At 67.6% G+C, this 13162-nt stretch carries 12 protein-coding genes; 7 read left to right on the forward strand and 5 right to left on the reverse strand.

The window, feature by feature from the left end:
* Positions 1-14: 14 nt before the first annotated feature.
* On the reverse strand, positions 15-2081 hold the full coding sequence (locus tag OYT95_RS20150) for a PhoX family protein (protein ID WP_037230377.1): 2067 nt from the start codon (positions 2079-2081) through the stop codon (positions 15-17).
* Between the two features lie 157 nt (positions 2082-2238).
* On the opposite strand from OYT95_RS20150, the gene OYT95_RS20155 reads away from it, so the two are divergent.
* The gene (locus tag OYT95_RS20155) at positions 2239-3255 is read left to right on the forward strand and encodes a PHP domain-containing protein (protein WP_037230223.1); all 1017 of its coding nucleotides are present in this window, start codon (positions 2239-2241) and stop codon (positions 3253-3255) included.
* Positions 3252-4058, forward strand: a complete 807-nt coding sequence (locus OYT95_RS20160) for an alpha/beta hydrolase (protein ID WP_268788791.1) — start codon at positions 3252-3254, stop codon at positions 4056-4058. The genes OYT95_RS20155 and OYT95_RS20160 overlap by 4 nt, the downstream gene beginning before the upstream one ends.
* 43 nt (positions 4059-4101) lie before the next feature.
* On the opposite strand, the gene OYT95_RS20165 is transcribed toward OYT95_RS20160, so the two are convergent.
* Genes OYT95_RS20165 through OYT95_RS20175 form a run of 3 tightly spaced genes read right to left on the reverse strand, consistent with a single transcriptional unit; the run spans position 4102 to position 6943 of the window.
* Positions 4102-4713 (reverse strand): LutC/YkgG family protein, encoded by a 612-nt coding sequence (locus OYT95_RS20165; protein WP_268788792.1) that lies wholly within the window; start codon positions 4711-4713, stop codon positions 4102-4104.
* A complete protein-coding gene (locus tag OYT95_RS20170; protein ID WP_268788793.1) occupies positions 4710-6191 on the reverse strand; it encodes a LutB/LldF family L-lactate oxidation iron-sulfur protein in 1482 nt (493 codons plus the stop codon). Before OYT95_RS20170 ends, OYT95_RS20165 begins: the two co-directional genes overlap by 4 nt.
* Positions 6188-6943: a (Fe-S)-binding protein gene (locus OYT95_RS20175; RefSeq protein WP_037230213.1), complete on the reverse strand. Its 756-nt coding sequence runs from the start codon at positions 6941-6943 to the stop codon at positions 6188-6190. Before OYT95_RS20175 ends, OYT95_RS20170 begins: the two co-directional genes overlap by 4 nt.
* Before the next feature lie 79 nt (positions 6944-7022).
* On the opposite strand from OYT95_RS20175, the gene OYT95_RS20180 reads away from it, so the two are divergent.
* The 5 genes from OYT95_RS20180 to OYT95_RS20200 all read left to right on the forward strand — a co-directional run bounded on the left by OYT95_RS20180 (position 7023) and on the right by OYT95_RS20200 (position 12272).
* Positions 7023-7730: a FadR/GntR family transcriptional regulator gene (locus OYT95_RS20180; protein ID WP_128640634.1), complete on the forward strand. Its 708-nt coding sequence runs from the start codon at positions 7023-7025 to the stop codon at positions 7728-7730.
* Positions 7731-7899: 169 nt separating this feature from the next.
* Positions 7900-8547, forward strand: coding sequence for an IclR family transcriptional regulator (locus tag OYT95_RS20185; protein ID WP_037230209.1), 648 nt, complete (start codon positions 7900-7902; stop codon positions 8545-8547).
* A gap of 183 nt (positions 8548-8730) precedes the next feature.
* Positions 8731-9951, forward strand: coding sequence for a CaiB/BaiF CoA transferase family protein (locus OYT95_RS20190; protein ID WP_268788794.1), 1221 nt, complete (start codon positions 8731-8733; stop codon positions 9949-9951).
* Between the two features lie 81 nt (positions 9952-10032).
* The gene (locus OYT95_RS20195; protein ID WP_268788795.1) at positions 10033-11358 is read left to right on the forward strand and encodes an SLC13 family permease; all 1326 of its coding nucleotides are present in this window, start codon (positions 10033-10035) and stop codon (positions 11356-11358) included.
* A gap of 29 nt (positions 11359-11387) precedes the next feature.
* The gene (locus OYT95_RS20200) at positions 11388-12272 is read left to right on the forward strand and encodes a hydroxymethylglutaryl-CoA lyase (RefSeq protein WP_268788796.1); all 885 of its coding nucleotides are present in this window, start codon (positions 11388-11390) and stop codon (positions 12270-12272) included.
* Between the two features lie 16 nt (positions 12273-12288).
* On the opposite strand, the gene OYT95_RS20205 is transcribed toward OYT95_RS20200, so the two are convergent.
* Complete coding sequence (locus tag OYT95_RS20205; protein ID WP_037230199.1) at positions 12289-13002, reverse strand: GntR family transcriptional regulator; 714 nt, start codon at positions 13000-13002, stop codon at positions 12289-12291.
* Positions 13003-13162 lie beyond the last annotated feature (160 nt).

The raw sequence follows: 13162 nt of genomic DNA on the forward strand, positions 1-13162 counted from the left end.
TGCCACTCACGTGCTCAGACGCCGATCCGGCCGCCCGACTTCCACACCGCCACGACGGCCGGACGCGGCTGAGCGTCGCCGCCGTCGGGCCAGTGCGACGCCGGGTTGTCGGCGCTCGCGTCGTCCAGTTCACCCGGGTGCTGCACACACACCGTGACCCGCTCCTCGCCGACGATCGGACCGCACGTCTCGGCGCCCTTGGGCACGGTGAGGAACTGCTTGGTCTCCCCACGGTTCGGGCCGTCGAGGACGACGCTGAACAGGCCGTCGTTGGACTTCAGCGCGTTGCCGTCGGTGGAGATCCACAGGTTGCCGTGCGGATCGAACGCCAGGTTGTCGGGGCAGGAGATCGGGCTGACGCTGTCCTTGTCGAACCCTCCGAAGTAGGTGTCGGCCTCCTTCGGGTCACCGCACACGAGCAGCAGGTTCCACGTGAACGCGGTGCCGGCGTGGTCATCGGTGAGTTCGAGGACCTGACCGTTCTTGTTGTTGTTCCGCGGGTTGGCCTCGTCGGCCGCCGCGGCACCGTCGACGCCGCGCTTGGTGTTGTTGGTCAGCGCCACGTACACCTTGCCGGTCGTCGGGCTGGGTTCGAAGTCCTCGGGACGGTCCATCTTGGTGGCACCGACCTTGTCGCCGGCCTGACGGGTGAACACCGCCACCTCTTCGGCGCTCATGCCGTCGACGAGCGACTCGCCCTTGCCGTCCTCACCGGTGCGGAGCAGCGGGATCCACTCACCGGTGCCGTCGAACGTCCCACTCGACGGCAGCGTGCCCGACCCGTCGATCTGGTCCGCCGAGTTGCCGCTGAATTTCGCGACGTACAGGGTGCCCGCGTCGAGCAGCGTCATGTTGTGGCGCACGGCCGCCTGGCTGCTGCCGTCCATCGCCTTGCGGCTGGAGACGAACTTGTACATGTAGTCGAAGCGTTCGTCGTCGCCGCTGTACGCCACGACGGTGCCGTCGTCGGTGACGTGGATGGTGGCGGCCTCGTGCTTGAACCGGCCCAGTGCCGTGTGCTTGACGGGCGCGGACGTCGCGTCCCACGGATCGACTTCGACGACGTAGCCGAAGCGGTTGACCTCGTTCGGTTCCTGGGCGAGGTCGAAACGCTTGTCGAACCGTTCCCACTTGCGCTCGGACGCAGCACCTTCCACGCCGTACCGCTTCAGCCGTGCGGCGACGACCGGGTCGGTGACCAGTTCGGCGTTCGCGAAGTACTGGTTGAAGTTCTCTTCCCCCGACAGCACCGTGCCCCACGGTGTGACGCCACCCGAACAGTTGTTCAAGGTGCCGAGCACCTTCGTGCCCGTCGGGTCGGCGGACGTCTTCAGGAAGTCGCTGCCCGCGGCGGGACCGGTGACGACGAATTCCGTCGTCGCCGTGATGCGCCGGTTGTACGGCCCGAACTCGGGAGTGAGCGTGCCCGAGGCGGATTCACCCTTCACCTGCACCACCGACAGCCCGTGTGCGGCGAGCGCGGTCTGGAACTGCTCCGGCGACGGGTTCTCGGCGTCGTAGCCCGTGAACATGAACGGCTCGGTGGTGTACTCGTGGTTGACCACCAGCAGGAAGGTGTTCGGCTGCCCCTCGACAGGCAGGAGTCCGGCGAAGTCGTTGTTGAAGCCGAACTGCTGCGCCTGCGCCTGGGCGGTCTGGTTGTCGAAGTCGAACGCGGGAGCCCCGGGCAGCACCGGGTCGCCCCAGCGGATCACGACGGCCTGCTCGTATCCGTCGGGGACGACGAGGGTGTCCTCGGTGTTGGGGGCGACGGCGTCGAAGTTCGTTCCGGCGGGCGCGCCGTCCGACCCACCCGTGCCGGAGACGCTTCCGTTGCCGGAGTCGTCCGAGCAGGCCACCAGCGCACTGCCCGCGCCGACGGCTAGGACGGCCATCCCCGTCCCGCGCAGCATCCCGCGCCGCGACAGGGCGGTTCGGGCGATGTCCCGGAAGTACTCGCCGGGCGAAGTGTTGGGCACGTCGTGGGAGCACGCGTTTCCGCACTTGTACTGACAGGTGACGGATGCGCGCGAGGACACTCCGTCGTGTTTGACGAACAGTGCGAGGGGTTTCAAGCTCACCGTGGCTCCCGATTCGAATGTGGACAACTCCGGCACCGTAGAAGTCGTAAGCGAGACGAAGGGAACGTGTGTGTGAACGTGCGGACAACGAGGTGACCCTAAGTTCTGGCAGAAATTGCTTCTAGCCAGCAGCCCGGCAGCCGTGCACCATTGAAAGATGGACCCCGTCGAAGCGCTGCGGGAAATTGCGTTCTGGCTCGAGCGCTCGCGTGACGAGGCACCGAGGATCGCCGCATTCCGGCGGGCGGCCGACGTGCTGACGTACGCGGACGAGGACGAACTGGCCGATCTGGAGGAGCGGGGCTGGGTGTCGCCGCCGGACATCGGGTCCGAGGCCGCCGCGATCATCCGTGAGTGCGCCGAGTCGGTGCCGCTGTACCTGACATACCTCCGGAATGCGGCCGAGCCGATCGGCCTCGGCGGGACCGAACTGCTCGACGCCCTGCGCGGCGACCTGCACACCCATTCCGACTGGTCGGACGGCCGGTGCCCGATCCGGGAGATGATGCGTCGCGCGGCCGCCCTGGGCCACGAGTACTGCGCGATCACCGACCATTCGCCGCGGCTGACGGTCGCGAACGGGATGTCGTCGGAGCAGCTGCTCTCCCAGCTGAGCGTCGTCGCCGAACTGAACGCGGAACTCGCACCGTTCCGCGTGCTCACCGGCATCGAGGTAGACATCCTCGTCGACGGCACCCTCGACCAGGACGACGACCTGCTCGCCGACCTGGACATCGTGGTGGCCAGCGTGCACTCGCACCTGGACACCGATCGCGCGACGACGACCAAGCGGATGCTGCAGGCCGTGAAGTCCCCGCACGTCGACGTCCTCGGGCACTGCACCGGCCGGCTCGTCGAGGGTGCACGAGGACCGCGGCCCGAATCGAAGTTCGACGCGGAACGGGTGTTCGACGCGTGCCGCGAGTACGGCACCGCGGTCGAGATCAACTCCCGCCCCGAGCGGCGCGACCCGCCGGGACGGCTGATCGACCTCGCATTGAGCAGCGGCTGCAAGTTCTCCATCGACACCGACGCGCACACCACCGGTCAGCTCGCCTGGCAGGGCTATGCCTGCGAGCGCGCCGCCGAACGCGGAGTCGAACCGACGGACGTGATCAACACCCTGCCCGTGGCCGAGCTGCTGGAGTGGGCCGGAACCCCGATTCGGCAATGATCCGTGTCGGGATCGTTGCGTTCCTGGTTGTCGCCTTGCTGGTCGCCGCCGTGTGGGTGTTGCAGCGACGACTGATCTACTACCCCGACACGTCCCCGGTGCCACCCGCCGACCGACTGATCGCCGGGGCCGAGGACGTCACGCTGACCACGTCGGACAGCCTCGAACTCGGCGCCTGGTACGTCCCGCCCGCGAGCGGGGACCCGCTGATGACCGTCCTCGTGGCCCCCGGGAACGCCGGCAACAGGGCCGACCGGGCGCAGCTGGCGTCGGACCTCGCCGCCGCCGGTTTCGCCACGCTGCTCTTCGACTACCGCGGGTTCGGCGGGAATCCCGGTCACCCCAGCGAGGACGGACTGGCACTCGACGTCCGGGCGGCCCGCCGGCACCTCGTCGACGAGCGTCGCGTGCCGCCGGAGCGGCTGCTCTACTTCGGGGAAAGCCTCGGCACCGGCGTCGTCACCGAACTCGCCACCGAGCATCCGCCCGCGGGCCTGTTGCTCCGGTCGCCGTTCGTCGACCTCGCCGCCGTCGGCCGGCATCACTACCCGTTCCTGCCTGTCCGGCTGCTGCTGCGCGACAGGTTCCCCGTCGCGGAGTACGTCGCACGCATCGACGTGCCCACCACCGTGGTCTACGGCACGGCCGACATCGTCGTCCCACCGGAACAGAGTCGACGCGTTGCCGATGCGGCGCTCGGCCCGGTGGAAACCGTCGTGCTGGCCGGGGCCGGGCACAACGACGACGTGATGTTCGGCGGCGCGGAGATCGTCCGCGCCACGAGGGCGCTCCGCGCCCCGTGAGTGGTTGACGAGTCTCTGGACTCGTAAGCCACGCACAGGCGCGTCAGCGCACTATGACGACGTCCAGCGTCCGGGGGCCGTGGACGCCCTCGACGCGGTTGAGTTCGATGTCGCTGGTGGCGCTGGGACCGCTGATGAACGTCAGCGGCTTGGTCGCGTCGAGGGTCTGGAAGGCCTGCGGCACGGTGTCGACGATCTGATCGGTGCGGACGATGCAGATATGGTGATCCGGGACGAGGGTCAGCGCCCGCCGCCCCTGCCCGGCGCCACCGTCGAGCACGATCGTCCCGGTGGCGGCGATCCCGAGGGTGCAACCGGTGACGACCACGTCGAGCGCGTCGAGTTCGAGCGTCGACAGTTCGGCGGGGGCGCCGTCGACGACGACGTCACGTCGCGGCCGCCACGCCTCCGGAAGGTCCGGTGGGACGACGGCGCGCGCGCCCTCCTCGATCAGTCCGGTGACGATCTCGGCAACGGTGCTCTCGTCGGCGCGATGGACCTGCGCGCGGTAGTCGTCGACGGTGTGGGCGAAGAACTCGACGTCCCCGGGGCCGGACGCGGGTTGCCGGTGGTAGTCGCGGGGAACGGGTTCGGGGGCAGGCGCCTCGGCGAGCGCCGACCGGATCCGGGACAGGATCTCTTCGCGTGCAGTCATCGTGTCGTGTCCTCGTGAGTGCGGGCCCACCATTGTCGGAAGGTCTCCTTCGGCGGGGAGGGGAGGTCGCGGCTCGCGGTCCATTTCGACCCCGGGTACGGCAGCGACGTGATGTGTCCCTTCTTGCCGGCCAGTACCCGCCCGACCTTGGACGCCGTCTCGGCGGCGGCGAACCGCTTCTCCGAGCCCATCACGAAGCCCGCGGCCTTCATCGCGAGGTCCTGGCCGCCCGGAAGTCCGTGCCGCTCGGAATCGACCTGTTCCGCGCGCAGGTGCACGAGAATATTGGGGATGTCGATGCGCACCGGGCAGGCGTCGAAGCAGGCGCCGCACAGCGTCGAGGCGAACGGCAGCGACGCGTTCGGGTCGTCGTGACCGCTGGTCCCGGTGAGTAGCGGGCTGAGGATCGCGCCGATCGGACCCGGATACACCGACCCGTACGCGTGACCGCCTGCCCGCTCGTACACGGGGCACACGTTCAGGCAGGCACTGCAGCGGATGCAGTGAAGAGCGGACCGTCCGACCTCGTCCGCGAGGACGTTGGTGCGACCGTTGTCGAGGAGGACGACGTGGAAGTTCTGCGGGCCGTCGCCGGGATGCACCCCGGTCCACATCGAGGTGTACGGGTTCATCCGCTCGGCGGTGGACGACCGCGGCAGCAGTTGCATGAACACCTCGAGGTCGGTGAACGTCGGGACCAGTTTCTCGATGCCCATGAGGGTGATGAGGGTGTCGGGGAGGGTGAGGCACATCCGCCCGTTGCCCTCCGACTCCACCACCGCGAGGGTCCCGGTTTCCGCGACCCCGAAGTTCGCGCCGCTGACCGCCACCTTGGCGGAGAGGAACTTTCGCCGAAGGTGTGCCCGCGCGGCCATCGCCAGCGCCCGCGGGTCGTCGGTGATGTCCTTGTCGATGCCGGGCATCGACTTCAGGAAGATCTCGCGGATCTCGGCGCGGTTGCGGTGGATGGCGGGAACGAGGATGTGGCTCGGCTTGTCCTCGCCGAGTTGGACGATGAGTTCGGCGAGGTCCGTCTCGATCGCCGCGATCCCGTTCTCCTCGAGGTGCTCGTTGAGGCCCGTCTCCTGGGTGGCCATCGACTTGACCTTCACGACCTCGTCGGAGCCGGTGGCCCGGACGAGGTCGGTGATGATCCGGTTCGCCTCCTCCGAGTCACGTGCCCAGTGGACGGTGCCGCCGCGGGCGGTGACGTTCTCCTCGAACTGCACGAGCAGTTCGGGGAGCCGCGCCATCACGTCCGCCTTCAGGGCGCTGCCCGCCCGGCGCAGTTCCTCCCAGTCGTCGACCTCGGCGACCGCGGCGATGCGCTTGTTGCGGATGGTGGTGGTGGCCGCGCCGAGATTGGCGCGCAACTGGGTGTCGGCGAGTGATTTCCGTGCCGCGTCGGGGAAAGATTCTGTGCCCCGGATGTTTCCGGTGCCCGCATGGAAGGTGGGCGAGCCGAGGAACGTGGTCATGCGTTGCTCCCGATCTTCTCGGTGCTCGCCAGGATCTCGGCGAGGTGGACGGTGCGGACGCCGCTGCGCAGCCGGGACAGTCCGCCGCCGATGTGCATCAGGCAGGACGAGTCGCCGGCGCTGCACACCTCGGCGCCCGTGCTCAGGACGTTGCCCATCTTGTCGGCGAGCATCGCGGTCGACGTCTCGGAATTCTTCAGCGCGAACGTTCCGCCGAAACCGCAACAGGATTCGGCCGCGGGGAGCTCGATCAGCGTCATTCCCCGCACCGCGCGAAGCAATTGCAGCGGCTTGTCGGCGACGCGCAGCATCCGCAGCGAGTGGCACGTCGGGTGGTACGTCACCCGGTGCGGGTAGTAGGCGCCGACGTCGGTGACGCCGAGGACGTCGACGAGCAGTTCCGACAGCTCGTACGTCCGGGACGCGACGTCCTCGGCGCGCGTCGCGAGCGATTCGTCGCCGTACCGGCGGGCGACCATCGCGTGCTGGTGCCGGACGGATCCGACGCAGGAACCGGACGGCGCCACCGCGACGTCCCAGGACGGTCCGCTCTCGAACGCCTCCACGTGGTGACGGACGAGCGGCAGCGCCTCGGCCTGGTAGCCGGTGTTGACGTGCATCTGCCCGCAGCATGTCTGCTTCGGCGGGAACACGACCTCGTGGCCGAGCCGCTCGAGCAGGCGGACCGTCGACGTGGCGGATTCGGGGAACAGGGCATCCGCCAGACACGTGGCGAACAGGGCGATTTTCATCGGGTACTCCAACCGGGCTGGGCTGTGGTCTGACCACAGTAGCGCACTGTGGTCAGACCACACCAGGTAAACTTCGCTCGTGCGCACACACGAGGTCGTCCTGCACCGCATCGAGCAGGATCTGGCGGCAGGCAAACTCACCGTCGGCGGTCGTCTGCCCGCCGAGCGCGCGCTCGCGGAGGAACTGGGGGTCGGACGCTCGTCCGTCCGCGAGGCCATGCGCGTGCTCGAGGCGATGGGCATCGTCCGCACGGCCGTCGGGTCCGGACCGGACGCAGGCGCGATCGTGGCCGCCGACCCGGCCGCGTCCATCGGCGCGGCCCTCCGACTACACATGGCAACGCGCACGCTGCCGATCCGCGACGTCGTCCAGACGCGCACGCTGCTCGAATCGTGGGCGGTGCAGGAAGCCGCCGGGCAGGCCTGCGACCTCGACTTCTCGGCCATCGACACCCTGCTCGACGCGATGGACGACGAGGACCTCTCCCCGGAGGCGTTCCACCGGCTCGACGCCGACCTGCACGTCGCGATGGCCGGACTCGCGGGAAACGTCCTCGTCGAGGCGATGATGGTCTCGCTCCGCGACTCCATCCACGGCTACGTCATGCAGGCCGTTCCGCTCCTCGACGACTGGCCTGCGGTCGCGACCCACCTCCGCTGCGAGCACCGCGGCATCGTCGCGGCCCTGCGTGACGGCCACGGCGCCGAGGCTGCCGGTCTGGTGCGGGAACACATCGAGGGCTTCTACGGGCGCTTCGCGCCCGTGCGTGGGTCGGGTGACGTGTAGAGGCGGGCGGCGATCGGGCGAGTAAAGCATCGGCACCGCCGCCGCCGAGCTCGGGGAGGTGGCCGGACCAGTTGTCCGTGGTGTCGCTGGTGCTCGAAGCTAGGATCGTTTGACACAGGCGGCAACACCATGCAGTTCGCGGGCGTGGTTTCGTGGGGAGAATCGGGCCATGGCGGACGAGCAGCGCAAGACGGTCGGTGTCTTGTCGCGTGCGTTCGCCATCATCGACGCCGTCGAGTTACGACCGATGATCACCAGCGAACTTGCGCGCACTGTCGGCTTGTCGAAGTCGACCACCCAACGTCTCGTGGCCGAGCTCGCCCACTATGGCTACCTGCGTCGAGATGCCGAGGGCCGATACTGGCTCGGGTATCGCTTCACTGCGGCGGGGATGACCGATATCGCGATGCCGGTGCTTCGGGAGCTGAGCGACAGCACCGGTGAGTCCTCGCAATTGTGGGTCCGGCGCGGTGACCTGCGCTTGTGCGCCGCCAGTGTCGAATCGTCGAACGAACTACGGGCTACCATGCCGGTCGGCACCACATTTCCGCTGGCGGAAGGGTCGAGCGGTCACGTGCTGGCCGGAGATTTCGACAACGACCCCGTCGCGCGACGCCGCGGCTGGTGGCAGACGCTCTCCGAGCGGGTTCCCGGCCTCGGCTCGGTCAGTGCACCGGTACGAATACACGGCGAGATCGTCGCGTCGGTGTGCGTGTCGGGCCCGTTGCACCGGCTCGGTGACGATCCCGGACCCCGCCTCGGTCCCTCGGCCATCGACGCCGCTCATCGCATCGAAAAGTCACTTCTCGACTCCTGAACCGGCGCCGCCTCGCCGCGGCGGGTGCGTCTTCTCCTTGTCATCCCGACCTGTGCCGGCCGGCATGCATCGTTGCGCCCTGTGACCCGGAGCACTATGGTTGCCCCATTATTCGGGCCGTAATGACCCAAATAATGGGTCATCACGAAGGTTGATCGCATCGCCGACAGGAATCGGAGCGTCATGAACAACGCCACCACAGGTCCGCTCGACGGCATCACTGTCCTGGAACTGGGCAACTTCATCGCAGCGCCCTTCGCGACTCGGCTGCTGGCTGATTTCGGCGCCGAGGTCATCAAGATCGAACGTCCCGACGGTGGTGACGAGCTGCGCGGTTGGCGTCGCAGCAGGGGCACCACCTCGATGATGTATCGCACCATCGCCCGCAACAAACGATCGGTGACGCTCGATTTGAAGAGCGCCGAGGGGCAGCAGCTGGTGCTCGACCTGGCCACCAACGTCGATGTCGTGATCGAGAACTTTCGCCCCGGCACGCTCGAACGCTGGAACATCGGCCCCGACCAGTTGCAGGCAGCGAACCCTGACCTTGTCCTGGTTCGGATCTCCGGCTACGGCCAGAACGGCCCCTATGCACAGCGCGCCGGCTTCGGCGGGGTCGCTGAGGCGTTCGGTGGATTGCGCTATGTAACCGGCTATCCCGACCGTGAGCCGGTGCGTCCGGCAGCACCGCTGGGCGACACCCTCGCCGGTCTCTACGGCGCGGTCAGCGCGTTGATGATGCTTCTGGCCAAAGCCCGCGGCGGCGACCACCCGCGGCCCAAGGTCGCCGATGTCGCACTCTACGAATCGGTCTTCATGGCGATGGAGTCGCTGACCGCTGACTACGACGCCTATGCCATGGTGCGCGAGCGAACCGCCGGCAATCTTCCCGGTGTGGTGCCCAGCGGCTCCTACCCGTGTGCCGACGGCTCGGTTCTGATCGCCGGGAACGCCAGCGGGGTCTTCGCAAGGCTGATGAACGCCGTCGGTCGCCCGGACCTGGCCAGTGATCCCGACCTGGTCGACGGCACCAAACGCTACCTACGGGAAGACGATCTCGACGAGGCGATCGTGGCATGGACGACGACCAGATCCACGAGAGACGTGGTCACCGAACTGTCCGACGCCGGTGTCCCGGCCAGCGACGTCTACGACGCTGCCCGCATCGTCTCCGACGAGCACTATCTGGCCCGCGGGATGATCCAGCCGTTCAAGGTCGACGTCGAAGACGGCTCATCCGAGGAGGTGCGATTCCCCGGCGTGGTACCTCAGTTCGACGGCCAAGCAACGAAAGTCGGATGGCTGGGTCCCGATCTCGGTGCCGACACCGAGCCGGTACTGGGCCGGATGCTGGGCCTGACGCCCGACCGTCTGAACGCACTGCGCACAGCAGGCGTCATCTGACCCGCGGGCATCCGCCGCCCCTCTGCTCCCTGGTGCAGCCGCACCTTTCCCGTTTGCCCCGCACGGAAAGAACACGGTCCCATGGTCTACGCCATCTCCATCCTCGCCCTCGTACTGATCTTCACCATCGCCACCAAGGTGCCGATCAACATGGGCATCCTCGCCTTCGCCGGCGCCTTCCTCGTCGGCGGATGGGTGTCGGGGATCCCGATCGACGACATCGTCGACGCATTTCCCGGTGACATCTTCCTGATCGTCGCCGGCATCACCTTGCTGTTCGCCATCGCCAAGGCCAACGGCACCATCAACATCATCGTCGAATCGGCCCTACGCCTGGTCCACGGACGGCGCTGGGCGCTGGTGTGGATGATGTTCCTGCTCTCCGGCGCGCTGATGGCCCTGGGATCACCGATGGCGGCAGGCATGCTCGCCCCCATCGCGATGCGGCTGGCCGGGAAAAAGAAGATCAACCCCCTGCTGATGGGCATGGCCATCAACCACGGCGCTCTGGGCTGCGCGTTCTCGCCCATCACGATCTACGGCGCCTTCGTCAACGGATTGATCAAATCCGCCGGGTACGAGGCGAATCCGCTGCTGCTGTTCATCGTTCCCTTCGCACTGAACACCCTGTTCCTCGCCGTACTGTTCGCGATCTACGGCCGCGACCTGATCCACGAGCTGCCCGAAGACCGTGACGAGATCACCGGCGCCGGCGCAGCCGCACCGACCCGCCCCTATCCCAGCCCGGGATCTGGCACCGCCTCCGCGACCGCCGTCCTGCCCGACGTCGATGTCATCGGCCGCACCCCGTTCAACCGGGAACGGGTCGCGACGCTCATCGGAATCCTGCTCCTGGCAGTAGGTTCGGTGGCCTTCAACGTCGACGTCGGAGTCAGCTCGATCTGCATCAGCACGGTTCTGCTGCTGATGGCCCCGAAGAAGATGCCCCGGATCGAAGACAACGTGGCGTGGCCGGCCGTCGTGCTGGTTTGCGGCATGCTCACCTACATGACGGTGCTCAAACAAAACGGCACCCTCGACTTCCTCGGCGACGCCGCCACCCACCTCGGCTCCCCTCTCGCCGCCGCGCTGATCCTGCTGTACGCCGCCGCGATCATCTCCGCGGTCGGCTCCTCGATCGGCACGCTGGGAATCGCGCTGCCGCTGGCCGCCCCCATGCTCGCCGCCGGGGAACTCGGCGCGCTGGGATTCATCATCGCGCTGGCCTTCGCCTCCACCGTCGTCGACGTCAGCCCCTTCGCCACGAACGGATCCATCGTGGTGGCCGAGGCCGATGTCGAAGACCGTCAACGGTTCCAACGCAGCGTCCTGGCCTACTGCGGCCTGGTCGTGCTCCTCGCCCCGCTGGTGGCCTGGGCCCTGATCGTCGTTCCCACCTCGCTCTGACCCCCGGCCCTCTCGAGAAGGTTTCTCGCATGCCCGTCACCATCACCGACGTCGTCCTGCGCGACGGTCTACAGGACGAGAACGTCCTCGTCGCCACCGACGACAAACTCACCATCGCCGACGCGCTGGTGGCAGCCGGAGTCCGGCAGATCGAAGCCGTGTCCTTCGTCTCGCCCACCCGCGTTCCTCAGATGGCCGACGCCGACGCACTCATCGCCAGGTTGCAGCCTTACCGCGCCACCACACAGGTCAGCGCGTTGGCACTGAACGCCACCGGGGTCCACCGTGCAGTGGCCGCCGGAGTCGACGTCGTGCACATCGCGGCATCGGCCAGTTCCGCACACAGCCAAGCGAACGCCGGCAAGTCCGCTGCACAGGCCCTCGAGGACCTGTCCCAGGCGGTGGCCGGCTACCCGGAGCAACGGTTCCTCGGCGGGATATCCACCGCATTTGTCTGCCCGTTCGAGGGAACCGTCTCACCCACACGTCTGGTAGAAGTCGCCGAACAGTTCGCAGCCATGGGGATACGCGCCCTGGGGCTGGCCGACACCCTGGGCACCGCCACCACCGGGCACGTGCTCACCGCGGTGGGCGCCGTGCGCGAAGCACTGCCCGACATCACCATCGGATTGCACCTGCACAACGCCGACGGCCAAGCACTCACTACCGCCCTGCAAGCGGCACGCCATCTGGGGATCGCACACTTCGACAGCGCGGCCGGCGGATACGGCGGGTGCCCGTTCGCACCGGGCGCACACGGCAACCTCGCGACCGAGGAGCTGGTCGCGCATTTTCACAGTCATGATGTGGAAACCGGCATCGATCAGGCGCAGGTCACCGCCGCAGCATCGTTGGTCAAGCGTGTCCTCGCAGCCTCACCGCAGCTCTCGCGCTTCGCGCCCGTGCGTGGTTGACGAGTCTCTGGACTCGTCAACCGCTCACGGGGCGGTACGCCCCCAGGATCTGCGCCTCGGCGTCTTCGAGGTAGGTCTTGAGTAGCTGACCTGCGGCTTCGGTGTTGCCGGCCTTCAGTGCGTCGTAGATCTCGTGATTGCGGGTGAGGTACGGGCCGTGGAATCGGTGGGCGTCGTCCATGACGTGGAAGACGAGCCGCGCCTCGTTCCACACGCTGCGCATCAGTTCGTCGATGCGATTGCTGTTGTTGAGGCTGGCGAGGGCGCTGTGGAAGTGGATGTCGGCGGTGCCGACTCCGGTCCAGTCCTCGACGGCGTGCCGTTCGTCGGCCAGGTCGAGGGCTTCGGCGACGCGGGACAGGTCGCCGGTGGCGGGGTCGAAGCCGTTGACACCCGCGCATTCGACGACGCGCCGGCAGATGTACAGCTCGGTGATGTCCTCGGCGGTGGGCACGCGGACGAAGACGCCGCGGTTGAGTTCGTGCGCGACGAGCCGGTCTTCGATGAGGATCTGGAACGCCTCGCGCACGGTGTTGCGGGAGACGTCGAGGGCCGCGCAGATGTCGGGTTCGGAGAGTCGCGCCCCAGGTCGGAACGTTCCGTCGATGATCGCGTCCCGCAGAATGCCGGCTACCCGGGTGGTCCTGCTGGTGCGTTCGAGCAGGCCGCGGTGAGCGGCCAGGCGGGAATGCGCATCGCCGCGAAGGGCATTCGAGCTGGTCAAGTCCACTCCTCAGGTTTCGATCTCGACCGCAATCATAGTTGTGAGCTCGGTTCCGCGATGACTTCCATGTTAAACGATCCTCTCAGGGTATTGCAGGATCGTTGAACGATTTGTACCGTGATGGGAGTTACACCGTTTCTTCCGGCAGTTACATCCCTTCTTCAGG

This window comes from Rhodococcus sp. JS3073 (assembly GCF_026810085.1).
Lineage (GTDB): Bacteria > Actinomycetota > Actinomycetes > Mycobacteriales > Mycobacteriaceae > Rhodococcus_F > Rhodococcus_F wratislaviensis.